22 protein-coding genes are annotated in these 22,873 nt (G+C 75.4%); 8 read left to right on the plus strand and 14 right to left on the minus strand.

The window, feature by feature from the left end; all coding sequences use genetic code 11:
* From EBN88_RS17970 to EBN88_RS17985, 4 genes are all read right to left on the minus strand, one after another.
* Nucleotides 1–957 (minus strand): phytoene/squalene synthase family protein (locus EBN88_RS17970; protein WP_147472757.1); only part of this gene is annotated, 957 nt, incomplete at its 3' end.
* On the minus strand, nt 954–2,453 hold the full coding sequence (crtI, locus tag EBN88_RS17975; RefSeq protein WP_233580763.1) for a phytoene desaturase family protein: 1,500 nt from the start codon (nt 2,451–2,453) through the stop codon (nt 954–956). The genes crtI and EBN88_RS17970, both read right to left, overlap by 4 nt.
* Before the next feature lie 205 nt (nt 2,454–2,658).
* On the minus strand, nt 2,659–4,776 hold the full coding sequence (locus EBN88_RS17980) for an MMPL family transporter (RefSeq protein ID WP_122184915.1): 2,118 nt from the start codon (nt 4,774–4,776) through the stop codon (nt 2,659–2,661).
* Nucleotides 4,777–4,907: 131 nt separating this feature from the next.
* The gene (locus EBN88_RS17985; RefSeq protein ID WP_122184916.1) at nt 4,908–5,372 is read right to left on the minus strand and encodes a MarR family winged helix-turn-helix transcriptional regulator; all 465 of its coding nucleotides are present in this window, start codon (nt 5,370–5,372) and stop codon (nt 4,908–4,910) included.
* Nucleotides 5,373–5,572: 200 nt separating this feature from the next.
* Here EBN88_RS17985 and EBN88_RS17990 point away from each other — a divergent pair, with 200 nt between their 5' ends.
* Nucleotides 5,573–7,084 carry a cryptochrome/photolyase family protein gene (locus EBN88_RS17990; RefSeq protein WP_122184917.1) on the plus strand — a complete coding sequence of 504 codons (1,512 nt, stop codon included), beginning with the start codon at nt 5,573–5,575 and terminating at the stop codon, nt 7,082–7,084.
* Nucleotides 7,085–7,110: 26 nt separating this feature from the next.
* Here the strand turns inward: EBN88_RS17990 and EBN88_RS17995 are convergent, their stop codons facing one another.
* From EBN88_RS17995 to EBN88_RS18010, 4 genes are all read right to left on the minus strand, one after another.
* Nucleotides 7,111–7,998 carry a hypothetical protein gene (locus tag EBN88_RS17995; RefSeq protein WP_122184918.1) on the minus strand — a complete coding sequence of 296 codons (888 nt, stop codon included), beginning with the start codon at nt 7,996–7,998 and terminating at the stop codon, nt 7,111–7,113.
* A 121-nt stretch (nt 7,999–8,119) separates the two neighbouring features.
* Nucleotides 8,120–9,133 (minus strand): BadF/BadG/BcrA/BcrD ATPase family protein, encoded by a 1,014-nt coding sequence (locus EBN88_RS18000; RefSeq protein ID WP_233580764.1) that lies wholly within the window; start codon nt 9,131–9,133, stop codon nt 8,120–8,122.
* Nucleotides 9,130–9,807, minus strand: a complete 678-nt coding sequence (locus EBN88_RS18005) for a uracil-DNA glycosylase (protein WP_122184920.1) — start codon at nt 9,805–9,807, stop codon at nt 9,130–9,132. The genes EBN88_RS18000 and EBN88_RS18005 overlap by 4 nt, the downstream gene beginning before the upstream one ends.
* Before the next feature lie 118 nt (nt 9,808–9,925).
* Complete coding sequence (locus EBN88_RS18010) at nt 9,926–11,008, minus strand: NADH:flavin oxidoreductase/NADH oxidase (RefSeq protein ID WP_122184921.1); 1,083 nt, start codon at nt 11,006–11,008, stop codon at nt 9,926–9,928.
* Nucleotides 11,009–11,161: 153 nt separating this feature from the next.
* Between EBN88_RS18010 and EBN88_RS18015 the strand changes: the two genes are divergently transcribed.
* The gene (locus tag EBN88_RS18015; protein ID WP_122184922.1) at nt 11,162–11,521 is read left to right on the plus strand and encodes an ArsR/SmtB family transcription factor; all 360 of its coding nucleotides are present in this window, start codon (nt 11,162–11,164) and stop codon (nt 11,519–11,521) included.
* Between the two features lie 67 nt (nt 11,522–11,588).
* On the opposite strand, the gene EBN88_RS18020 is transcribed toward EBN88_RS18015, so the two are convergent.
* Nucleotides 11,589–12,290: a DUF305 domain-containing protein gene (locus tag EBN88_RS18020; protein ID WP_233580765.1), complete on the minus strand. Its 702-nt coding sequence runs from the start codon at nt 12,288–12,290 to the stop codon at nt 11,589–11,591.
* Between the two features lie 177 nt (nt 12,291–12,467).
* On the opposite strand from EBN88_RS18020, the gene EBN88_RS18025 reads away from it, so the two are divergent.
* The gene (locus tag EBN88_RS18025) at nt 12,468–13,898 is read left to right on the plus strand and encodes an LVIVD repeat-containing protein (RefSeq protein ID WP_407703426.1); all 1,431 of its coding nucleotides are present in this window, start codon (nt 12,468–12,470) and stop codon (nt 13,896–13,898) included.
* Here the strand turns inward: EBN88_RS18025 and EBN88_RS18030 are convergent.
* The 4 genes from EBN88_RS18030 to EBN88_RS18045 form a co-directional block, all read right to left on the minus strand.
* Entirely contained in the window at nt 13,889–14,674 is a 786-nt protein-coding gene (locus EBN88_RS18030; RefSeq protein WP_122184924.1) for a TetR/AcrR family transcriptional regulator, read from the minus strand. The two genes, EBN88_RS18025 and EBN88_RS18030, sit on opposite strands and share 10 nt — an antisense overlap.
* Before the next feature lie 152 nt (nt 14,675–14,826).
* Complete coding sequence (locus EBN88_RS18035) at nt 14,827–15,525, minus strand: HAD family hydrolase (RefSeq protein ID WP_122184934.1); 699 nt, start codon at nt 15,523–15,525, stop codon at nt 14,827–14,829.
* A 75-nt stretch (nt 15,526–15,600) separates the two neighbouring features.
* A complete protein-coding gene (locus EBN88_RS18040; protein WP_122184925.1) occupies nt 15,601–16,542 on the minus strand; it encodes a M56 family metallopeptidase in 942 nt (313 codons plus the stop codon).
* A 92-nt stretch (nt 16,543–16,634) separates the two neighbouring features.
* Complete coding sequence (locus tag EBN88_RS18045) at nt 16,635–17,243, minus strand: DUF5134 domain-containing protein (RefSeq protein ID WP_147472758.1); 609 nt, start codon at nt 17,241–17,243, stop codon at nt 16,635–16,637.
* Between the two features lie 108 nt (nt 17,244–17,351).
* On the opposite strand from EBN88_RS18045, the gene EBN88_RS18050 reads away from it, so the two are divergent.
* A complete protein-coding gene (locus EBN88_RS18050) occupies nt 17,352–17,912 on the plus strand; it encodes a GNAT family N-acetyltransferase (protein ID WP_122184927.1) in 561 nt (186 codons plus the stop codon).
* A 69-nt stretch (nt 17,913–17,981) separates the two neighbouring features.
* Nucleotides 17,982–18,701 (plus strand): GNAT family N-acetyltransferase, encoded by a 720-nt coding sequence (locus EBN88_RS18055; protein WP_122184928.1) that lies wholly within the window; start codon nt 17,982–17,984, stop codon nt 18,699–18,701.
* A gap of 19 nt (nt 18,702–18,720) precedes the next feature.
* Here the strand turns inward: EBN88_RS18055 and EBN88_RS18060 are convergent, their stop codons facing one another.
* Nucleotides 18,721–19,404 (minus strand): glycerophosphodiester phosphodiesterase, encoded by a 684-nt coding sequence (locus EBN88_RS18060; RefSeq protein ID WP_122184929.1) that lies wholly within the window; start codon nt 19,402–19,404, stop codon nt 18,721–18,723.
* A 112-nt stretch (nt 19,405–19,516) separates the two neighbouring features.
* On the opposite strand from EBN88_RS18060, the gene EBN88_RS18065 reads away from it, so the two are divergent.
* Genes EBN88_RS18065 through EBN88_RS18075 form a run of 3 tightly spaced genes read left to right on the plus strand, consistent with a single transcriptional unit; the run spans nt 19,517 to nt 22,818 of the window.
* On the plus strand, nt 19,517–20,914 hold the full coding sequence (locus tag EBN88_RS18065) for a DUF6421 family protein (protein WP_122184930.1): 1,398 nt from the start codon (nt 19,517–19,519) through the stop codon (nt 20,912–20,914).
* Between the two features lie 57 nt (nt 20,915–20,971).
* Nucleotides 20,972–21,751: an SDR family oxidoreductase gene (locus EBN88_RS18070; RefSeq protein WP_122184931.1), complete on the plus strand. Its 780-nt coding sequence runs from the start codon at nt 20,972–20,974 to the stop codon at nt 21,749–21,751.
* The gene (locus tag EBN88_RS18075) at nt 21,730–22,818 is read left to right on the plus strand and encodes a threonine aldolase family protein (RefSeq protein ID WP_122184932.1); all 1,089 of its coding nucleotides are present in this window, start codon (nt 21,730–21,732) and stop codon (nt 22,816–22,818) included. Before EBN88_RS18070 ends, EBN88_RS18075 begins: the two co-directional genes overlap by 22 nt.
* The last annotated feature ends 55 nt before the right edge of the window (nt 22,819–22,873 follow it).

Here is a 22,873-nt window from a genome sequence, read left to right on the forward strand (position 1 = left end):
GCCCGCCCCCGCCCGCGACCTGGCCACCGCCACCGCGCCAAGCCCGACCAGCGCCACCGCCGCCCGCCGCCGGCGCGGCACCACCACCCGCCGCCGCAGCACCGGGAAGCCCGCCCGCTCCACGGCCCGCAGGATGTCCCGGTAGAGCACGAACGCGGTGCGCACACACGGCCGCGCCACCGGGTCCAGCAGCGCGATCCCCGGCTCCGCCTCCCGGTAGACCTCCCGGTTCAGCGCCGTCGCCGCCCGCAGCGCCGCCGTGACGCGGGGGTCGTCCGCGCCCGTCTCCCGGCTCCAGCGCAGCAGTTCGCGGTCCACGCCGTGCGCGGCCAGCAGGTCCGCCGGCAGATAGACCCGGCCCCGGTCCAGGTCCTCGCCCACGTCCCGCAGGAAGTTGGTGAGCTGGAACGCCACCCCCAGCGCCGCCGCGTGCGGCGCGGCCCGCTCGCGCGGCACCACCGTGCCCAGCACGGGCAGCAGTTGGAGGCCGATGACAGCGGCCGAGCCGTGGGTGTAGCGGCGCAACGCCGGATAGTCGGGGTAGTCCGTGACGGTCAGGTCGCTGCGCATCGCCGCCATGAAGTCGGTGAAGTGCCGCGTCTCGATGCCGTAGCGGGCGGCGGTGTGTGCCAGGGCGCGCACCACCGGGCTCGCGCCCCGCGCCCCCTTCCGCCGGGCCGTCCCGTCCAGCGCACAGGTCAGCTCGTTCTCCAACGCCCGCAGCGCGGCGGCCCGTTCCGCCACCGGGGCGGCCGCGCCCAGGTCGTCCACGATGTCGTCGGCCCAGCGCGCGAAGCCGTAGAGCGCGTGCACCGCCGGCCGGCGCTCCGGCGGCAGCAGCCGGGTCGCCAGGAAGTAGGTGCGGCCGTGGCGGGCGTTGAGCGCCCGGCAGTGCGCGTAGTCGGCGCGCAGCCCGGGGTCGGTGATCCCGGCCGCGTCCAGCTCGGCCCGGGTCACCGCGCGCCGCCCGTGATGCGCGCCGCCGCCAGCTTCCCCGACAGCACCGCCATCGGCACCCCGACCCCCGGCGTGGTGCCGCCGCCGGCGAGCACCGCGTTGACCGTGCCGCGCACCAGGTTGCGCGGCCGGAACGGGCCGGTCTGCGCCGGCGTGTGCGCCAGCGAGAACGGGGTGCCCGCCGGATGCCCCTGGTCGCTCCAGTAGGCGGGCGTGACCAGCGACTCCTCCTCGATCGCCGCGCCCAGCCCGGCCAGGCCCCGGCGTTCCAGGGTCGCCAGCAGCGCGTCCCGGTAGCCGGGCGCCAGCGCCCGCCACTCCTCCGGCCCGGGCCCCAGCCGGGTGTTGGGGCAGGGCGCCAGCACCGACAGCAGCTCGCGGCCCGGCGGCGCCAGCGTCGGATCGCTCGCCGTGGGCCGGGTGATCAGCAGCGAGGGATCGCTCATCGGCCGCCCGGCGACGGTCAGTTCGTGGAACGTCCGCCGCCAGGCCGCGCCGAACGACAGCGTGTGGTGGTCCAGCGAGGGCCAGGCGCCGCGCACCCCCAGGTGCAGCACCACCGCCGAGGGCGCGTGCCGCGTCGGCAGCGGGCGCAGCGGGCGGCGCCCCAACAGCCGGTAGCTCACCTCGGGTTCCGGGGTGAGCACCACGGCGTCGCAGGGCAGCCGGCCGTGCGGGGTGCGCACCGCGACGATCCGTTCGCCCCGCCGCTCCAGCGCCAACACCGGCTCGCCGTAACGGAGTTCGGCGCCGGCCTCGGCGGCGGCGCCCGCCAGCGCGCGGGGCAGCGCGTGCACGCCGCCGCGCGCCGCGAAGACGCCGGCCACGGTGTCCATGTAGGCGATCACCGCGTAGGCGGCCAGCGCCCGGGCGGGGGAGACGCCGGCGTAGAGCGCCTGGAAGGTGAAGACCCGCCGCAGCCGCTCGTCCTTCAGGAAGCGCGCGACGCGCGGCTCCAGCCGGCCCAGGCCGCCGAGCGCGGCCAGCCGCAGCAGGTCGGGGCGGAGCAGCTCCAGCGGGGAGTCGAAGTTGGTGTCGACAAAGCGCCTCATCTGCGCGTCGTGCAGCCGGGTCAGCCAGCGGCGCAGCCGCCGGTACCCCAGCGCCTCCCTGGCCCCGGCGAACCGGGCCACCTCCGCCTCCATCGCCTCCGCGTCGGCGCGCACCGCCAGCCGCGAGCCGTCGGCGAACCGCGCCTGGTAGACCGGGTCCAGCGGGGTCAACTCCAGCCGGTCGCCCAGCTTCTCGCCCAGCGCGGCGAACGGCTCGGCCAGCAGCTCGGGCATCGTCAGCACCGTCGGCCCGGTGTCGATCGCGAAGCCGCCCAGCTCCCAGCGCCCGGCCCGCCCGCCGGGCAGCGCCGCCCGTTCCACCACGGTCACCCGCCGCCCCGCGCCCAGCAGATGGCAGGCGGCCGAGAGCCCGGCGAGCCCCGCGCCCACCACCACGACATGGTCGCTGGGGCCCGGCACCGTCCGTGGGCGGCGGCCTGTCACACCGTCACGCGACCTGACCCGCCGCATGGCTCCTCCGTGCGTCGCTCGACGTCCGGGGCGCCGCACCGTTCGGCCGCCGCCGGGGCGTTTGTCACGCCATCAGCCACTTCATCACGGTTGGTCCGCGGGCGAGGGGATGGCGTGACCGGGCGCGGCCGCCGTCGCCCCCTTCGGGCGACGGGCGCGCCCTCCACGCGACGGCGACTCAGCGCTCCGGCGCGGCGCCTGACGCGGCACCTGGCTCGGCGCGCCGCGCCAACGCCCCCGGCCACCAGGCGCGCGGCCCGAGGTCCCGCACCAGCGCCGGCACCAGCAGCGAGCGCACCACCAGGGTGTCCAGCAGCACGCCGAAGGCCACGATGAACGCGATCCGCACCAGGAACGCCAACGGGATCACGCTCAGCGCGGCGAAGGTCGCCGCCAACACCACCCCCGCCGAGGTGATCACCCCGCCGGTGGAGGTCAGCCCGCGCCGCACGCCCTCCCGGGTGCCGTGCTCGCCGGCCTCCTCGCGGACCCGGGACATCAGGAAGATGTTGTAGTCCACGCCGAGCGCCACCAGGAAGACGAAGCCGTACAGCGGCACCGATGAGTCCGTTCCACCGAAACCGAACAGCCCCTGGAAGACCAACGCCGAAACCCCCAGCGTGGTCAGGAAGTTGAGCCCCACGGTCGCCACCAGAAGCAACGGCGTCACCAGCGATCGCAACAGGCCGACCAGAATCAGCAGAATGATCGCCAACACCACAGGGACGATCACCGTCCGGTCCTCGCCGGCCGTCCGCTGGGTGTCGTACTGCTGGGCCGTGTAGCCCCCGACCAGGGCGTCCGCGTCGGGCACCGCGTGCACCGCCGCCCGCAGCCGCACCACCGTCTCCCGCGCCGCGTCGCTGTCCGCCGCGTCGGCGAGCGTCGCGTCCACCCGCACCCGGCCGTCCACCACCAGCGGCTCGCCGCCGCCCGGCCGGCCCGACGCGCTGACCGGCGCGGCCGAGGCCACCCCGTCCGTCGCCTCCGCCGCCTCCACCACCGCGTCGAGCGCGTCGGCGTCGGCGATCACCACCGTCGGATTGCCCGAGCCGCCGGGAAAGTGCTCGCCGAGCGTCTCCTGGGCGGCGACCGAGGGCGCGTCGTTGACGAAGATCTCGTCCAGCGGCACCCCCTTGGCGTTCAACGTGGGCGCGAAGGCCGCGCCCGCCAGCAGCGCCACCAGCGTGACCGCCCACACCCGGCGCGGCGCCCGGTCCACCAGCGCGGCCACCCGCCGCCACACCGGATGTCCCTCGCCGCCCGCGCTCGGCCTCGGCCGCGCCGGCCAGTACGCCGCCCGCCCCAGCAGCACCAGCGCCGCCGGCAGGAACGTCAGCGCGCTCAGCACCGCGCAGCCGATCCCGATCGCCCCGACCGGCCCCAGCGCCCGGTTGTTGGTCAGGTCGGACAGCAGCAGCGCCAACAGGCCGAGGGCCACCGTCGCCCCGCTGGCCACGATCGTGCCGGCCGACCGGCGCAGCGCCACCCGCATCGCCGCCCACCGGTCGTCCCGCGCCGTCAACTCCTCGCGGAACCGGGCGGTCAGCAGCAGCGCGTAGTCCGTCGCCGCCCCGATGACCAGGATGAACAGGATGCCCCGCACCTGCCCGTCCACCCGCACCACGTCCCGGTCGGCCAGCGCGTAGACCACCGCGCAGGCCAGCGCCAGCGCGAAGACCGCGCCCACGATGATCACCAGCGGCAGCAGCACCGAGCGGTAGACCAGCAGCAGGATCAGCAGCACCGTCAGCAGCGCGACGCCCAGCAGCAGTCCGTCGATCCCCGCGAACGCGTCCGAGAGGTCGGCCTGGCTCGCCGCTGGACCGGCCACCTCGACCGAGGTCCCCGGCACCCGCTCGGCCGCCGCCACGATCCGGTCCAGGACCTCGCCCAACTCCTCGTCCAACTCGGGGTCCAGCGGCACCACGCCCTGAAGCGCCCGCCCGTCGTCCGACGGCAGCGCCGGCGACGGCTCGTCCGCCACCGCCGCGTCCCCGGCCAGCGACCGCAGCGCCCCGCTCGCCTCGCCGGCCGCCGCCTCCGGCAGCGGGCCCTCGCCCTCGTCCGCCGTCCACACCACGATCGCCGGCAGCGGCTCCTCCCGCTGGAACGCCCGTTGCCGCTCCAGCACCCGGGTGGACTCCGCGCTCTCGGGCAGGAACGCGGCCTGGTCGTTGGTCGCGACCTCGCCGAGCCGCCCGGCGAACGGGCCCAGGCCGCCGCCGACGCCGAGCCAGAGCAGGAGGACGACCAGGGCGAGCGGCCAACCGGTCCTTCGTGTGCTGCCGAACATGAGGTGCTCCAGGGGACGGCGAACTGACTCAACGAGAAACAATCTCGATCGTCAAGATATATGAGGCGGCGGGCACCCACGTTCCCGCCCCGACCGCCCGCCCCCGAAGACCCGCCCCGAGACGCTCCGCCTCAGCGGCGGGGCGCCGGCAGCCCGCCCAACTCCTCGCCCAACTCCCGCAGAAACCGCGCCACCACGGCCAGCTCCGCCTCGTCGAACCGCTCCCGCACGCGCTCCGTCACCCGCGCCAACGGACGGAAGTGCTCCCGCGCCGCCTGCTTGGCGTCCGCCACATAGTGCACATGGACCACCCGCCGGTCGTCGCTGGCGCGCGAACGCCGCACCTGCCCCGACCGCTCCAGCCGGTCGAGACAGGCCGTCACCGCGCCCGAGGTCAGCCCCAGCCGCGCGCCCAGCCGCCCCGGCGTCAGCGGCTCCTCGCTGTCCAGGATCACCGCCAGCGCCTGCACATCCGTCGGATGCAGCCCCCGGGCCAGCGCGAAGCCGTGCACCAGCCGGTTGATCTCGCCGTTGACACGTCTCAACTGGCGCGCGAACGCCTGGAGGTCGGTCGCCTCCTCCTCGGTACCGGGCATCCCGTCAGCCTATAGAAGCCACCGGAACCCGGCCGCGCCCCGTCCGGCAAACGGTCGTCCCCGCCCCGCCCGCCCGCGCGCCGGAACGCCCACGCCGCCCGGCTCGGTGAGGATGACCCGCGAGCCGCGCCGCCCCCGCCCAGGAGTCCCGCCATGCCCGGAACAACGCCACCCCCCGGAACCGCCCGCCGCGAGCGGCCATGAGCGGCACCCCGCACTGGCTCTTCGGCGACCAACTCGGCCCGCACTTCACCCGTTCCGGCCCCGATGGCCCCGCCCGCGACGCCCCGCTGGTGATGATCGAGGCCCGCTCCGCGCTGCGCCGCCGCCGCTTCCACCGCGCCAAGGCCCACCTGGTGCTCTCCGCGATGCGCCACCGCGCCGCCGAACTCGGCGACCGCGTCACCTACGTCCGGGCCGACACCTACCGCGAGGGACTCCGCGAGGCCGTCGGAGACCGGCCCGTCACCGTCTGCCACCCCACCTCCCGCGCCGCCCTCGGCCTGGTCACCTCGCTCCACCAGGTCACCGTGCTGCCGCCGCGCGGCTTCCTCGTCACCCGCGACGCCTTCCGCGCCTGGGCCGAGGAGAAGGACGACGCCGCGCTCCGGCAGGAGGACTTCTACCGCTGGGTCCGCCGCGAACACGACCTGCTGATGGACGCCGACCAACCCGCCGGCGACCACTGGAACCTGGACCACGACAACCGCGAGCCGCCGCCCGCCGACGCCGACAACCTCGGGCTGCCCGCGCCCTACCGCCCCCGCGAGGACGCCATCGACGACGAGGTCCGCCGCGACCTCGACCGCTGGGAGCGCGCCGGCGAGGTGAGCTTCGTCGGCGCGGACGGCCCCCGCCGCTTCCCCGCCACCCGCCGCGAGGCGCTCGCCGCGCTGCGCCGCTTCGTCCGACGCCGGCTGGCCGACTTCGGCCCGCAGGAGGACGCGATGCTGGCCGACGACCCCGTGATGAGCCACAGCCTGCTCTCCTCCTCGCTCAACCTGGGCCTGCTCGACCCGGCCGAGTGCGTCGCCCGCGCCGAGGACGCCTGGCGCTCGGGCAGGGCCCCGCTCAACAGCGTGGAGGGCTATGTCCGCCAGGTCGCCGGCTGGCGCGAGTACGTCTGGCAGCTCTACTGGCACTTCGGCGAGGACTACCGCCGGCGCAACGCGCTCGGCCACCACGACCCGCTGCCCGACTGGTTCCTCACACTCGACGCCGACGCCGTCACCGCCCGCTGCCTGCGCACCGTTCTGGCCCAGGTCAGGGACACCGGCTGGACCCACCACATCCCCCGGCTGATGGTGCTCGGCAGCCACGCCCTGCAACGCGGCTGGGACCCGGCGGCGGTCACCGACTGGTTCCACCGCTGCTTCGTCGACGGCTACGACTGGGTGATGCTGCCCAACGTCGTCGGCATGTCCCAGTACGCCGACGGCGGGCTGATGACCACCAAGCCCTACACCTCGGGCGGCTCCTACGTGAACCGGATGAGCGACCTGTGCGGCCCCTGCGCCTACCGGCCGAACGAGCGGGTGGGCGAGCGCGCCTGCCCGTTCACCGCCGGCTACTGGGCGTTCCTCCACCGGCACCGCGAACGGCTCGGCGACAACGGGCGGATGGCCAGGACCCTCGGCGGCCTGGACCGCCTGAAGGACCTGGACGCCCTCCTCGACCAGGAACGGAGACGGTCACCCGCCGCACCCCCGTGAGCCGGCCCCGTGACCCGGGGCGCGCCTCAGCGCAACGGCCCCTGCTGGCCCGCGCGCTGCGGGTCGAGGCCGGCGGCCGTCATATAGGTCGAGAGCACCAGCTTGCCGATCGCCGGGTAGGCCCCCAGCGGCTCGGCCGCCGGGCAACCGGCCTCCTTGGACGCCGACTCCAGCAGCCCCTCGGGGATCTCGGGCCCGATCAGGCAGGGCGCCAGCGCCAGTTGCCGCGAGCCGGCCTCCAACAGGCGGTTCGCGGTGGCCGCCACCGCGCCCTCCTCGTCGAGCGCCGCCGCCAGCACCGGCACCGCCAGCCGCGCGGAGAGCAACATGCCGGTGATGCCGGCCGTCTGCACCGCCTCCTCGCCGCCCACCGTGGTCAGCACGATGCCGTCGGCCGCCGTCGCCACCGTGAACAGCCGGGCCCGGTCGGCCCGCGCAAGACCCGACTCCGACAGCCGCACGTGCACGGCCTCGGCCAACAGCGGGTGCGGCCCCAGCACATCGGTCAGCTCGGCGCCGGAGCCGCTGCTCAACACCGTCTGCCGTATCCCGCGCAGCTGGGCGCTGTCCGGGCCGGCCAGCAGCGGCACCACGATCGCGCTGGGCGCCCCCGAGGCCTCGGAGGCCGCCGCGTCCGCGCTCGCCAACACCGTTTCCAGCGCCGGGAGTTCCTCCTCGGTCTTCTCGGCGAAGCCGATCCGCGCGTCCAGGCCAGGCAGCTCGGAGCGCGCGATGCTCAGCACCTCCTCGGCCACCGACAGGCTCGCCGCCGACGGCACCCCGGGCACGGCGAGCACCAGCGGGGGCGCGCCCTCAGGCGCGGAAACCGGCTCCGGCCTGCGGTGACGGCCGGACTGGCGAGGGCGCGGCATACGTACGGGGAGGCCGGAGGCTGGCCCTGTCGAGGAGCTCATGTCGCCGCATGTTAATGCCTTGATGTGGTTGGCTGTTCGCCCGGGGGCACACCAAGCGCTTGTGTCCCGGTATATCCCGCACGTCGGTGTGACGCTCCCGACACCCGCTTTTACTTTCGGTCTATCCCCGGTCCTCGACGAGGTGCAGCAGCCCCGGGTCGGCCGGCAGCCGGCAGGCGCCGAACGCCAGCCGCCCCGCGATCAACAGCGCGCCCTCCAGCGGCCCGCCGGCCGCCTCCACCACCTCGGCCCCGGGCAGCCGCCGCGCCAACTCCCCGGCCAGCGGCCCGGTCAGCGGCTCGCCCAGCCGGAACAGCCCGCCGGTGAGCGCGATCCGGCCCGCCCCACCGGGCGGGCAGACGGCGGAAAGGGTCCCGGCGATCTCCGCCGCCGCCTCCGCCAGGATGCCCGCCGCCACCGGGTCGGGCTCCGGCCCGGCCGCGCAGCGCGCCACCTCGGGCGCGAACGAGGCCAGCACCGCCGGCCGGTCGGCGCGCGGATAGAGCTGCCCCGGCAGCCCCGCCATCGGCCCGAACGCGGCCTCGGCGCGCGCCAGCAGCGCGGCCGATCCGCCGGGCCTGCCGTCGTGCTCCCGCAGCGCGGCATCGAGGCCCCGCCGCCCGATCCAGGCCCCGCCGCCGCTGTCGCCCAGCAGATGGCCCCAGCCGTCCGCCCGCCGCCAGCCGCGCAGCTCGGTGCCCAGCGCGATCATCCCCGTGCCGGCGGCCGCCACCGCGCCCGGCGTCTCGCCCAGCGCCCCCGCGTATCCGGTGACCGCGTCCGCCGCCAGCGCCAGCCGCCGCGCGCCAAGCCCTGCGGCCAACGCCTGCGGCAGCTCGGCGCGCAGCCGCCCGCCCAGCGTCGCCATCCCCGCCGCGCCCACGCAGACCGCGTCGATCCGCGCCGCCGGCGCCGCCTGGTCGAGCAACACCCGTGCCGCCGGCAGCAGTTGGGCCAGCAGATGGCCGGCGTCGATCCCGCCGGGCCCGGTGCGCACCGGCTCGTCCGTGCGCCGCTCGCCGGCCGCCGGCGCCACCCCGTCGGCCGTCGCGCGCGCCAGCGCGATCCGCAGGCCCGAGCCGCCGGAGTCGACGCCCAGCACCCAGGCCGCGCCGCCGTCCTGGCCGGTCGTCACGGGAGCTTCCAGTCGACGGGGGAGGCGCCCTGCTCGGCGAGCAGCGCGTTGGCCCGGCTGAACGGGCGGGAGCCGAAGAAGCCCCGGTCCGCCGACATCGGCGAGGGATGCGCCGACTCGACGGCCGGCACCGGGCCCAACAGCGGGCGCAGGTTCCGCGCGTCACGGCCCCACAGGATCGCCACCAGCGGCCGGCCCCGCGCGGCCAGCGCCCGGATCGCCTGCTCGGTGACCTCCTCCCACCCCTTGCCCCGGTGCGCGGCCGGCCGCCGGGGCGCGGTGGTCAGGGCCCGGTTGAGCAGCAGCACGCCCTGCTGGGTCCAGGGCGTCAGATCGCCGGTCGAGGGCCTGGGCAGGCCCAGGTCCGTGTTCAGCTCCCGGAAGATGTTCTCCAGGCTGCCGGGGAGCGGGCGCACCTCGGGCGCCACCGAGAACGACAGCCCCACGGCGTGCCCCGGCGTCGGATAGGGATCCTGACCGACGATCAACACCCTCACCTCGTCGAAGGGTTGTTGGAAGGCGCGCAGGACGTGTCCTCCGGCGGGAAGGTAGGTCCGCCCGGCGGCGATCTCCGCCCGGAGGAAGTCCCCCATCGCCGCGATCCGCTCGGCCACCGGCGCCAGCGCCTTCGCCCACCCCGGCTCGACAATCTCATGCAATGCTCGTGCTGCCACGGTCCGTCACCCTACTGGCAAGCACCGACAGTCCGTTGCCGGGTCGCGGTCCCGACCGTCACCCCGGCGCGCGCGACCTCTCGCGCGCCGGGGCAACGATATGCCCGTGCCACCGGCCTCAGTGGGCCCGCTCGTAGGGCGGGGGCACCGGGGCCTCGGTCACGCCCAACTCCCGGGCGGCCCGCTGCGGCCAGTACGGCTCCCTGAGCAGCACCCGGCCGAGGAAGACCGCGTCCGCCTCGCCGGCCTCCAGGATCTTGGCGGCCTGCGCCGGCTCGGTGATCAACCCGACGGCCGCGACCGGCAGTTCGGTCTCCTTGCGCACCCGCGCGGCGAACGGCACCTGGTAGCCGGGCTCGGTCGGCACGGTGACCCCGGCAGCGTTGCCCCCGGAGGAGACGTCCAACAGGTCGACGCCGCGCGCCCGCAACGCGCCGGCCAGTCGCACCGTGTCGTCCGGCGTCCAGCCGCCCTCCGGCAGCCAGTCGGTAGCGGAGACCCGGAAGAACAGCGGCAGTTCGTCCGGCCAGACCGCGCGCACGGCCTCGACGACCTCCAGCGCCAGCCGCGTCCGGCCGGCGAAGTCCCCGCCGTAGCGGTCGGTGCGGTGGTTGCTGTGCGGGGAGAGGAACTCGCTGATCAGATAGCCGTGCGCGCCGTGCACCTCGGCCACCTGGAAGCCGGCGGCCAGCGCCCGCCGGGCCGACGCCACGAACTGCTCGACCACCTCGCCGATCTCGGCCTCGGTCAGCTCGTGCGGCGCCGGGTACCCGTCGGTGAACGGCACCGGGCTCGGGCCGAGCGTGGTCCACGGCCCCTCGTCCTCGGCCAGCGGCCCGCCGCCCTCCCAGGGCCTCCGCGTCGACGCCTTCCGCCCCGCGTGGGCCAGCTGTATCCCCGCGACCGCGCCCCGGGCGCGGACCGCCGCGACCACCCGGGCCCACGCCTCCTGCTGCCGGTCGTTCCACAGCCCCGTGTCGGCCGGGCTGATCCGGCCCTCGGGGCTGACCGCCGTGGCCTCCGTCAGCACCAGGCCGGCGCCGCCGACGGCGCGGCTGGTGTAGTGGGTGAAGTGCCAGTCGTTGGGCGCGCCGACGTCGGGGCCCGAGGTGTCCGCCGAGTACTGGCACATCGGCGCCATCCAGATCCGGTTGGGCACCGTCAACGACCGTGACGTCCACGGCTCGAACAGCGAACTCATGCGGTTCCTCCAGCGTGCGGCCCGGGGTTGGGCGTCTTCCGGGCGACGGGGCTCGGTTCGGACACGACCTAGTACGAAGGGCATCGTACAAGGGTCCTTGGTCCGCTGGCGAGGGGCGCCGGTCGCCGCCCGCCCCTTCCGTACCATGGGCCCATGACCTCCGACGCCCCCGGCCGCGCCCGCGCCCTGGCCCACCCCGACCGCGCGGAGATCCGGCTGGAGCAGGTGCTGCACGCGCTGGCCGACCCGGTGCGGCTCTCGCTCGTCTGCACCCTGGCGGAGGCGGGGGAGGAACTGCCGTGCTCCGCCTTCCCGGTGCCGGTCACCAAGTCGACCTCCACCCACCACTTCAGGGTGCTGCGCGAGGCCGGCGTGATCCACCAGGTCTACCGGGGCACCGCCAAGCTCAACGCGCTGCGCCGCGCCGACCTCGACGCGCTCTTCCCCGGCCTCCTCGACGTGGTCCTCGCCGCCCGCCGGAGTCAGGAGCTGCCGGCCCGCAGCGGCGCGTAGTCCGCCGGCGCGGCGCCCAACTCCCGGGCGCCGCCCGGCCGTTCCGGCTCGTCCCGGGGCCCGTCCGTCACGCCAGCGCCGCCATGCGGTCGATCTCCGCGTTCTGGGTGGCGATCACGTCCGTGGCCAACTGCTCCACGGTCTGGTCGGTCGTGGTGCCCAACACCTCGGCCGCCATCGTCACCGCCCCCTCGTGGTGACGGGTCATCAGCTCCAGGAAGAGCGCGTCGAACGCCACGCCCTCGGCCGCGGCCAGCTCCGCCAACTCCTCGGGCCTGGCCATTCCCGGCATCGCCTCCCCCTCGCCGCCGTGCTCCCCGTGGTCGCCGTGTCCTTCGTGGTCGCCGGGCTCCCCGCCCGCGCCCCGGTCGTCGAGCCAGGCGCGCATCACCTCGATCTCCGGCCCCTGGGACGCGGCGATCCGTTCCGCGATGCCGCGCACCGCCTCGTTCTCCGCCCGCTCCAGGGCGAGTTCGGACATCTGGAGCGCCTGCCCGTGGTGGTCCACCATCCGGTGCATGTAGCCGATGTCCGCCGCGTCCGGCTCGCCGGGCTCCGGCAGCCGCTCGGCGGCCTCCTCCGGGCTCAGGATCTCCGCGTCCTCGCCCGGCGCGCCGGGGGCGATCACCTGGGGCCGCTCCTCCTGGGCCGCCGCCTCCCCGTCGTCCCCGCTACACGCGGTCAGGCCCCAGCCGGCCGCGAGCATGGCGGCGAGCAGCGGGAACACGGCGGAGCGGCGACGCGAGGCGGCGCGGGGACGGTCCGTCAACGGGGGCCTCCTGTTACGGGAGATGACAGTCTTGTTGCCAATATTGATATGTACATGTAGCTATCCATACTGAAGGGTACGCACACCGGCGCCAACTCCGCGGTCACCCCTGCGGACTGAGGGAGGAAAGACGTGACACCGTTCCACCGAGCACGCCGACGCCGGAGAGGACTCGGCGTGCTGGCTGCTCTGACGGGGCTGCTGGCCACCCTGCTCCTGGCCGGACCAGCCGCCGCCACCCCCGACCCGGACCGTGACCCCACCGCCCGGACGGAGACCTCCGAGGACGCCGGCGCGCGCACCCGCGCGGCCATCGCCGACGGCGAGATACCCGGCGTGGACGAGATCGTCCACAGCGACAACATCACGCCACTCGCCAACATCCCGCGCGAGGACGGCCTGACCGGCACCAACAGCGACATCGCCTTCCAGGGCAGGTACGCGTTCGCCGGCAACTACGACGGCTTCGTCGTCTACGACATCAGCCGCCCCCGCTCGCCCCGCATCGTCAGCCAGGTCCTCTGCCCCGGCGCGCAGAACGACATCTCGGTCTCGGGCGACCTGCTCTTCCTCTCCGTCGACTCCTCGCGCAGCGACGACTCCTGCTCCAGCGAGGCCCAGCCGGCGACCGAGGCGGACTCCTGGGAGGGCATCCGCGTCTTCGACATCAGCGACGTGCGCAACCCGCGCTACGTCTCCGCCGTCGAGACGGCCTGCGGCTCCCACACGCACACTCTGGTGCCGGAGCGGCGGAACGTCTACGTCTACGTCTCCTCCTACTCGCCGGACGCCTCCTTCCCCGACTGCCAGCCCCCGCACGACGGCATCTCCATCGTGAAGGTGCCCAGGAACGCGCCCGAGCGGGCCGCGCTCTCCAGCTTCGAGGTGCTCTTCCCCGACGGCGGCTTCCCCGGCGACGACGACGGCTCGGCCACCACCGGCTGCCACGACATCACCGCCTACCCCGCCCTCGACCTGGCCGCCGGCGCCTGCATGGGCGACGGCATCCTGCTGGACATCTCACGCCCCGAGGCGCCCCGCGTGCTCGACCGGGTCCAGGACGCCGAGCACTTCGCGTTCTGGCACTCCGCGACGTTCAGCCAGGACGGCCGCAAGGTCGTCTTCACCGACGAACTCGGCGGCGGTGGCGCCCCGACCTGCAACGCCACCATCGGCGACGAGTTCGGCGCCAACGGCATCTACCATGTGCGCGGGCGCGGCGACGACCGACGGCTCGAGTTCCAGAGCTACTACAAGATCCCGCGCCACCAGGCCGACACCGAGAACTGCGTGGCCCACAACGGCTCGCTGATCCCCGTGCCCGGCCGGGACATCATGGTCCAGGCGTGGTACCAGGGCGGCGTCTCCGTCTGGGAGTTCACCGACTCCGACAACCCGCGCGAGATCGGCTACTTCGAGCGCGGCCCGGTCAACGGTGACGAACTCGCCTTCGGCGGCGCCTGGTCCGCGTACTACTACAACGGCCACGTCTACTCCAACGACCAGAAGGGCCTCGACGTCCTGCGCATCGACGACCGGCGCACCGACCCGGCGCGCTGGGTGCGGTTGCCCGAGCTGAACGTGCAGACCCAGCCGACCTACCGCTGAGGCCACGGCTGGGGCGTCACCGGACGCGGCGGGGGGGCCGGGGGGGGGGGGGCCCCCCGCCCCCCCCCCGCCCCCCCCCCCCCCCCCCCGGGGGGCACCACCCCCCCCCCCCCGCCCCCCCGCTGCGCCCCGGGGGGGGCGCACCCCGGGGGGGGGGGGCGGGGGGGGGGCGCCCCCCCGGGCGCCACGCCCAGCTCCCACGCCAGCCCGTAGCGGGCGAACAGCTCGGCCCGCAGCCGCCCGGCGGGCATCGGCGCCCCCGGCAGCAGCCGCGCGACCACGGCGCCCATCAGCAGCGCCCGCAGCACGCGGTAGTCCGTGTCCGGGTCGGTCGAGCCGAAAGCGACCACCGCACCACGCAACAGGGCGGCCAGCCGCTGCTGTTCGGCGCACTGGATGAAGCCCTCGTACTGCAAGAGGCCCGCCATGTGCGCCCGCATCAACACCGGCTGCTCCGCCGCCAGCCCCAGGATCGCGTCGATCGACCGCGCCAACAGCTCGGGCCCGGCCCCGGCCCCGGTGGGCACCGGCGGCCGCTCCTGCGCGGCGGCCAGCGTGCGGTGCATCAGACGGTGAACCGCCGACTGGAGAAGCTGACGCTTCCCGGGAAAGTAGTAGGAGATCAACCCGCGCGCCGCGCCCGCGTGATCCGCGATATCGCCCAAGGTCGTGGCCTCGTAGCCGCGTTCGGCGACCAGCTCGACCGTCGCCTGGAGCAGCCGTTCGCGGGAACGTCGACGCATCTCCTCATTGACCGATGCGCTGCGAGGCGACATGCTGGGCTCCCGTTGACTGGCTGGCAGCCAATATACTCAGCCGGGCATCCGGACCTCCGCGCGGCCACGGGCGGAGCCAGACCGGCGGCGGTATCGGGCGGCGCGGGGGACCGCCCGATACCGCCAACGGCTCCCGACGCGCGTCGCCGGCCTCAGCCCACCAGGTCGATCACCGGTAGCAGGTCTCCCGGCCGCTCCGTCACCGGCAGATGCCGCACCAGGTGCACCGCGCAGCCCAACGCCGTCGCCCCGCCGTCCGCGCGGGCGTTGTCCCCGACCATCAACGCCTGCTGCGGCGCCACCCCCAGCGCCTCACAGGCCAGCGCGAACAGCGGCGGGTCGGGCTTCTTCACCCCGTGCTCGTAGCTCAGCGCGAAGGCGTCGACCAGCGGCAGCAGCCCGTGCTCGCGGAAGAGCGGCCGCAGGTCCCAGCCGATGTTGCTCACCACCGCCACCGGCACCCCCCGCTCCCGCAGCGCGGCCAGCACCTGCCGGGTGTCGGGGTAGGGCCGCCAGGCGTCCGGCTCCATGTGCCGGTCGTAGAGCGCGTCGTAGACCTCGGGCGGCCCCGGCAGCGGCACCCGCCGGGCCAGCGTCACATACAGCCGCCGATGCCCCGAGGAGTTCACGTCCCGCGCCTCCCACAACTCCCGCAGTCCCGGCGGGATCTCCTCGGGCTCCGAACCGCCCGGCAGCGCGCCCACCCGCTCCAGCTCGCCCGCCAGCCGCCGCAGCTCCTCCTCGGACACCTCGACCCCGACCCGCGTAAGGCCCACCCGCAGCCAGTCGACCGTCGGCTCGATCCGCAGCAGCGTCCCGGAGAAGTCGAAGAGCACACCCCTGATCGTCATGATCCGATTCTTGCCCGGCCGCACCGCGAACCACCAGCGGGCGAGCCCCACGGCCCGGCGCGGGCCCGGGCCGTCTCAGCCGGTCAGCGCGCTCAGCCCCGGGGCGAACGCCACCAGCAGCGGAACGAGCGGCACCAGCGTCACGGCCGCCGTCAGCCGCAGCCGACGGGCCGGGGTCAGCCGGCGCTCCGGCTCCAGCAGGCGGTTGACCCGACGGGGCACGTCCCCGTGCTCGGCGTGACAGCCGAACACCCCGCGCTCCTCGTTCATCCCCACCAGCGCCAGCGCCGTCGTCAGCCGGCCGAACCGGCGGGAGGCCATGTCGTCGGCGCTCAGCTCCACCAGCCGGTGCACCTGCGCCTGGAACGCGGCGAAGACCGGGACGCGCGGGAAGCCGTTCGCCAGCGCGCCCGCGCAGTGCTGGAGCCAGTGGTGCCGCGCCCTGGCATGGCCGTGCTCGTGCGCCAGCACGGCGTCCAGCTGCCGGCGGTTCAGCCGCCGCAGCGCCCCCGTGGTGATCACCAGCTGCGGCGGCGAACCCGGCAGCAGCCAGGCGTCCGGCCGCTCGTCCTCCCAGATCACCAGCGGCTCGGCCGAGCGGGCCGCCTCACCCGGCAACAGCGGCGAACGCGCCAGCAACTCCGCCCGCCTGCGCCGCCGTTGGGCCCTCGCCCGGCGCACCTCCCGGGTCAGCGCCACCGCCGTCCACAGGCCGCCGCAGGCCAGCGCCAGCGCCACCGCCGCCGCCCAGCGGTCGCCCGCCGGACGCAGCGCGTAGGCGTCCACCACCTGTGCGGGCGCCGGCGCGAACACGCCGCCGCGCACCGTTCCCCAGCCGGCCGCGCCCGACAGCGCCATGGCCAGCACGCAACACAGCAGCACGGCCGCCACCACGCACTGCCACATCCACAGGGCCAGCACCGGCTCCCGGTCGGCCCACGCGCCCCGCGCCAACACCCGGGGCGCCACGGCGGCCGTCAGCCCACCGAGCACGAGCAACGTGATGGTGATCACCATGCTTTCAGCCTAGAGCGCCCGCCCGGCCGCGACCCAGCCGGCGGTCGCCGGCGTGATCAACGCCTCACCGCCCGCGCCCCGTCCGCGCCGGCTCACATCACCAGCACCATCGCCACCATGCCCAGCGTCAGCGCCAGCCGACAGGCCACCGCCACCTCGTCCTCGCCCGCCCCGGGCCCGACGTCGCCGTGCCCGGCGCGGGGCGCGGCCGCCGCCGGCACCAGCCGGGGCGCGGTGCGCAGCGCGTACAGCGCGCAGTAGACCAACAGCGCCCCCGAAAGCACCGGCACGCCGGCCGGCCCCGCGCCCGGATGCCCGCCGTGCGCCGCGTGCGCCCCCGACGCGCCACCCATCGCCAGCGCCATGTAGAGCATCCCCGCGCCCTCCACCGCGTGGTGGGCCCGGTGCCGCGCGCGCAGCCCCAGCGGCAGCGCCGCGCCCAGGACCGTCGCCGCGCTCACCGCCACCAGCACCCCGGCCGGCGCCGCAGGACCGCCCGCCATGCCGGCCGCCATCAACGCCATCGCGATCCCCATCGCCGCCTCCAGCGCTCGCCCCTGCCGCCCGGCCGCCGGCAGCCGCCGCAGCCGGCCCAGGCAGTAGCAGCCGACGCCCCCGCAGACCCCGACCACCAGCCAACTCACCAGCTCGGGCCCGCCCATCGCCGCCTCCTCCGGTCTCGTGGCCGCGAGGCCGCTCACCCGCGAAGGCTGCCCACCCCGCCGCCCGCCCACGGCGGCGCACGGGGGCGCGGGGGCGCGCGCCCGAGCCCGGCGGGACGTCGCGGACACGGCCTAGGATGGTCGGCCGTGACGACAACGGCGGATCTGGTCTTCAGCACGGCGAACGAGGCGGACATCCCCGAGGTGGTGGCGCTGGTGGAGTCCGCCTACCGGGGCGAGGCCAGCCGGGCCGGCTGGACCACCGAGGCGGACCTGCTGGACGGCCAACGCACCGACCCCGAGGGCGTGCGCGAGCTGATCGCCGACCCCGAGAGCCTGCTGCTGACCGCGCTCAGCGACGGGCGGCTGATCGCCTGCTGCCATCTCCAGCGCCGCCCGGGCACCGGGGGCGCCGACGGCGCGGTGGCCGCCTACTTCGGGATGTTCGCCGTCCGCCCCGGCCTCCAGGGCGCCGGCGTCGGCCGCCGTGTCCTGGCCGAGGCCGAGACGCGGGCGGCCCGCGACTGGGGAGCCGCCTCGATGGTGATGCGGGTGGTCTCCGCCCGCGCGGAGCTGATCGCCTGGTACGAACGATGCGGCTACCGCCTCACCGGCGAACGCCTGCCGTTCCCCTACGGCGACGAGCGCTTCGGCCTCCCGCTCCGCGACGACCTGGACTTCGCCGTCCTGGTCAAGCCCCTGGGCTGAGCCGCGCCGGCGACGGCCCCGCGCGCGATCCCTTCGCCGGCTGCCCGCCCGGCCTGCCAGGATCGGCCCATGCCGATCGACCTCCTGCTCTCCGAGGCCCGCGCCCGGTGGACGAGTTGGGCCCGGGTGCCCGTCTCGTTCCCCCCGGCCGAGGCGTTGAACGTCGCCGTCTCGCCGGAGTCCGGGCTGTGCCCGCCCGGCTGGGTCGGGGTGGTCACGCTGGGCGGATCGTCGATCGCCACGGCGCCGGACGAACGGGCCGCCGCCGTCGTGCGCGACGCCCTGGCGCCGCTGCCCCCGGCGGCCGTCACCGACCCAAAAGCCGTCCGCCGGGCGCTGCCCGTCGCCGAGCTGCTGGGCCCGGCCGCGCTGGCGTATCTGGCGCCCGCGCGCCTGCGGCCGGTGGGGGCCGACGCGCCGGCCGTCGAGCGGGTGCCAGCGAGCCGGGTGCGGGACCTGGAGGAGTCGGCGGGCGCCGAGGAGGCGGGCGAGGCCGACGTCGGCGGGATCACCTCGCCGGCGTTCGTGGTCAGGGAGGCCGGCCGGGTGATCGCCGCCGCCGGTTACCAGCTCTGGCCGGACCGGGTCGCCCATGTCAGCGTGCTGACCGACCCCGGGTGGCGTGGCCGGGGGCTGGCCAGGGCGACGGGCGCGGCGGCGGTCGCGCACGCGCTCGCGGCCGGCCTGCTGCCGCAGTGGCGGGCTCGGCCGCCCGCCTCCCGGCGCGTGGCCGCCTCCCTCGGCTTCCAGGAGCTGGGCGCCCAACTCAGCATCAGGCTCGCCGAGTAGCGCCGGCACCGCCGCCCGTCTACCGGCCGGCCCGCGCCGCCCGGACGATCTCGGGCCGGTCGGTCACCACCCCGTCCAGCCCCAGCCCGCGCGCCCTGGCCAGCTGCTCGGCGGTGTTGACCGTCCAGGCGATCACGCTCAGCCCGGCCGCGCGGCAGCGGGCCACCACCTCGGCCGTCAGCCACGGCAGTTCGCACGAGACCAGACCGCAGCCCAGCGCCGCCGCCCGCTCCGGCGCCGTCGCCGTCGACTCCCCGGTCACCAGGCCGAGCGGCACGCCCGGCAGCTCCTCAGCGAACGCCGCCAGGGCCGCGTCGTGGAACGAGATCACGGTGACCCGCCCGGCCAGCCCGTGGTCCGCCACGAAGCCGGCCAGCTCCCGGGCGGCCGCCGCGTCCTTGATCTCCAGCTGAAGATGACCTTCGACCTCCGCCACCACCTCGGCCAGCGTCGGCACCCGTTCGCCCTGACCCGCGTCCAGCCGGCGCAGCTCCGCCAGCGTCAGCTCGGCGATCGCGCCCGTCCCGTCGGTGGTCCGGTCAACGCGCGCGTCGTGCATCACCACCAGCGCGCCGTCCCAGCTCAGGTGCAGGTCCAGCTCGACGGCGTCGAGCCCGGCCCGCCGCGCGGCGCGGAACGAACGCAGCGTGTTCTCCGGCTCGACACCCATCAGCCCACGGTGTCCCACGGTCAGCAGCGCCATGGCCGCCACCCTAGCCAGCGGTCCGAAGAGGCCGGCCCGGGGCCCGGTTGATCGGCCCCCACCCACCGGATACCGTGACTCTTACCGAATATTCTTCCGTGGAGGGTGGGACATGACGGAAAGTCTTGCGTCAATCGCAACGATGAGCGACGAATCGCCGGAAGGTCGTGTGATCGCTCATCCCGCCTGGCCGGTCCTCAAGGACGCCGTCGCCGCGATCCGGCCGGCGCAGGCCAAGGACGGCTCCATCGACCTGACCGCCGAAGGCGCCCCGGACCGCGCCGAGTTGGGCCGCCACATCGAGCGGATCGTCGACTCCGTCGAGCGGCTCTCGCCGCTGCTCCCGCACGACGCTGACTACCACCGGGCGCTCGTCGCCGACCTGCGCCGCTGGTCCGACGAGGGCTACGGGGTGCCCGACTTCCTCGACTCGCTGCTCGCCTTCCAGCCCACCGCCACCCGCGTCGACGGCCGTCAACACCTGGTCGTCTTCCCCATGTACACGCAGAACGGCAACCCCGACCGCAACCTGGAGGCCGTCGTCCTGCGCGTCGTCTGGCCCGACTGGCTCGCCGAGCTGGAGCGCACCCGCTACGACAACCCGCTCTTCCTCGGCATCACCTTCGAGGACTTCACCGACGGCTACGACACCAACTCCGCCGTCCTCTTCCCCGAGACCATCGCCGTCCGCGAGGCGCCCGCCCGCTTCTCCTGGGGCGGCATCTTCTGCGACCGGGAGGCCGCGCGCTTCCGCCGCGTGGTCGGCGCCGCCTGCGAGGTCACCAGCCTCACCCTCCCCGACCAGGCCCAGGGCCTGGTCAGCGACCAGCAGCGCTGCCAACAGACCTTCGTGCTCTGGGACCTGATCCACGACCGCACCCACAGCCACGGCGACCTGCCGTTCGACCCGTTCATGATCAAACAGCGGCAGCCGTTCTGGATGTACGGGCTGGAGGAGCTGCGCTGCGACCTCACCGCCTTCCACGAGGCCGGCCGGCTCGCCGACGACGGCTACCCGCAGGGCCGCGACGTGCAGTACGCCGTGCTCCTCGACCGCCTCTTCCGCTTCCCCGTCACCGGCGCCCGGGTGCGCAACTACGACGGGCTCGGCGGTCAGCTCCTCTTCGCCTACCTCCACCAGCACGACGCGCTGCGCTGGCGCGACAACCGCCTCACCGTGGACTGGGCCCGCGCCCGCGAGGTCACCGCCGCGCTCCGCGAGGAGATCGAGACCCTCTACCGGCGCGGCATCGACCGCCCCAAGATCGTGCACTGGCTCAAGGCGTACGACCTGGTCGCCGCCTATCTCTCCCCGCACCCCGGCTCGGTCTGGGCCAGGGGCCCCGAGGCGCTCGACCTCACCCTGCCGCCCCGCAGGCTGGTGGACGAGGTGCTGCCGGACGAGTTCCCGCTGAGCCTCTTCTACGAGGCGCTGGCCCGCAAGCTCCGTAAGGTGATCGAGTCCACCCGGGGCATCACCGCCGAGCGGGCCGGCGACCAGGCCGCCTGACCGACGGGAAACGCCGCCGGGCACCATGGCTTTCGACGAGGAGGCGAGGAGTCGAGGATGAACAGCCCCATCACCGGAGAGACCCCGAGGGCCGGTGGCGTTCTGGAGGGCGCGGTGGTCGCGGTCGCCGGCGCCGGCGGGCCCGCCGGCCGGGCCACCCTGCTGCGGCTGGCCCAGGCCGGCGCCACCGTGGTCGCCGCCGACGCCGACCCGGCGCGGCTGGCCGAGGGCGTCGACGCGGCCCGCTTCGCGCACGGCGGCGCGACCGTCGTCGGCGACACCGTCGACCTGCTGAGCCTCGACTCGGCCCGCGCCTGGGCCGAGAAGACCGAGCGCGAGTTCGGCCGGATCGACGGCCTGGTCCACCTGGTCGGCGGCTGGCGCGGCTCGGCCGGCTTCGCCGAGACCGACCTCGCCGACTGGGACGCGCTCCACGACCTGCTGGTGCGCACCGTCCAGCACACCTCGCTGGCCTTCCACGCCCCGCTGGCCCGCTCCGGCAACGGCCGCTTCGCGCTGGTCTCCGCCGCCGGCGCCAGCCGACCCACGGCGGGCAACGCCGCCTACGCCGCCGCCAAGGCCGCCGCCGAGGCATGGACCCTGGCCCTGGCCGACGCCTTCCGCAAGGCCGCCGAAGGCGACGCCCCGCCGCCCGCCGCCGCCACCGTCCTGGTGGTCAAGGCGCTGGTGACCGACGCCATGCGCGCCGAGAGGCCGAACGCGAGGTTCGCCGGCTTCACCGACGTCACCGAACTCGCCGACGCCATCAGCCGGCTGTGGACCACCCCGACCCAGGAAGTGAACGGAAACCGCCTGTGGCTCACCCCGAAGCCCTGACCGACCAGCCCACCGAGGCGCGCCGCCACCACGACCCCGGGCTGCGCGGCTTCGCCTCCGACAACTACTCGGGCGCCCACCCCGAGGTCCTCGCCGCCCTCGCCCTGGCCAACGGCGGCCACCAGTCGCCCTACGGCGCGGACGCCTACACCACCCACCTCGGCGAGGTCTTCCGCCGCCACTTCGGCCCGCGCGCCGAGGTCTACCCCGTCCTCAACGGCACCGGCGCCAACGTCGTCGGCCTGTCGGCGTTGACCGACCGCTGGGGCGCGGTGATCTGCACCGCCAACGCCCACATCCACACCGACGAGTGCGGCGCCCCCGAACGGGTCGGCGGCCTCAAGCTGCTGCCCGTGCCCGCCCCCGGCGGCAAGCTCACCCCCGAGCTGGTCGCCACCGAGTCCTTCGGCTTCGACGACGAGCACCGCGCCACCCCCCAGGTCGTCTCCCTCACCCAGAGCACCGAGCTGGGCACCGTCTACACCCCCGAGGAGATCGCCGCCGTCGCCGAGTTCGCCCACGCCCGGGGGATGGCCGTCCACCTCGACGGGGCCCGGCTGGCCAACGCGGCGGCCGCCCTCGACCTGCCGCTGGCCGCGTTCACCACCGACGTCGGCGTCGACGTCCTCTCCTTCGGCGGCACCAAGAACGGGCTGCTCTTCGGCGAGGCCGTCGTCGTGCTCGCCCCCGAGCGCGTCCGCTCCCTGCTCCACATCCGCAAGCTGTCCATGCAGCTGGCCGCCAAGACGCGGTTCCTGTCCGTGCAGTTCGAGGCGTTGCTCGCGGGCGACCTGTGGCTGCGCGGGGCGCGGCACGCCAACGCGAAGGCCCGGCGGCTGGCCGACGGCGCCCGGACCATCGAGGGCGTGGAGATCTGCCACCCCGTCGAGGCCAACGCGGTCTTCGCCCGGCTTCCCAGGGAGGCCAGCCTGCGGCTGATGAAGCACTACCCGTTCTACTTCTGGAACGAGGCCGCCGGCGAGGTCCGCTGGATGTGCTCCTACGACACCACCGACGAGGACGTGGACGGCTTCCTCGCCGCGCTCCGCGCCGAGCTGGCCGCCTGAACCGTGCCGCCGCCCCCGCCGACCCGCGTCACGCGGGGGCGGCGCGCCCGCGCCT

The organism is Streptomyces triticirhizae, assembly GCF_003696235.1.
In the GTDB taxonomy this organism is placed as follows: domain Bacteria; phylum Actinomycetota; class Actinomycetes; order Streptomycetales; family Streptomycetaceae; genus Streptomyces; species Streptomyces triticirhizae.

Bases quoted from the DNA above. Each gene is read 5' to 3' on its own strand.
- EBN88_RS18070 (WP_122184931.1), top strand. From the start codon at position 20,972: ATGAACAGCCCCATCACCGGAGAGACCCCGAGGGCCGGTGGCGTTCTG.
- EBN88_RS18065 (WP_122184930.1), top strand. From the start codon at position 19,517: ATGACGGAAAGTCTTGCGTCAATCGCAACGATGAGCGACGAATCGCCG.
- EBN88_RS18030 (WP_122184924.1), bottom strand. From the start codon at position 14,674: ATGTCGCCTCGCAGCGCATCGGTCAATGAGGAGATGCGTCGACGTTCC.
- EBN88_RS17980 (WP_122184915.1), bottom strand. From the start codon at position 4,776: ATGTTCGGCAGCACACGAAGGACCGGTTGGCCGCTCGCCCTGGTCGTC.
- EBN88_RS18060 (WP_122184929.1), bottom strand. From the start codon at position 19,404: ATGGCGCTGCTGACCGTGGGACACCGTGGGCTGATGGGTGTCGAGCCG.
- EBN88_RS17995 (WP_122184918.1), bottom strand. From the start codon at position 7,998: ATGAGCTCCTCGACAGGGCCAGCCTCCGGCCTCCCCGTACGTATGCCG.
- EBN88_RS17990 (WP_122184917.1), top strand. From the start codon at position 5,573: ATGAGCGGCACCCCGCACTGGCTCTTCGGCGACCAACTCGGCCCGCAC.
- EBN88_RS18040 (WP_122184925.1), bottom strand. From the start codon at position 16,542: ATGGTGATCACCATCACGTTGCTCGTGCTCGGTGGGCTGACGGCCGCC.
- EBN88_RS18035 (WP_122184934.1), bottom strand. From the start codon at position 15,525: ATGACGATCAGGGGTGTGCTCTTCGACTTCTCCGGGACGCTGCTGCGG.
- EBN88_RS18010 (WP_122184921.1), bottom strand. From the start codon at position 11,008: ATGAGTTCGCTGTTCGAGCCGTGGACGTCACGGTCGTTGACGGTGCCC.
- EBN88_RS17985 (WP_122184916.1), bottom strand. From the start codon at position 5,372: ATGCCCGGTACCGAGGAGGAGGCGACCGACCTCCAGGCGTTCGCGCGC.
- EBN88_RS18015 (WP_122184922.1), top strand. From the start codon at position 11,162: ATGACCTCCGACGCCCCCGGCCGCGCCCGCGCCCTGGCCCACCCCGAC.
- EBN88_RS18055 (WP_122184928.1), top strand. From the start codon at position 17,982: ATGCCGATCGACCTCCTGCTCTCCGAGGCCCGCGCCCGGTGGACGAGT.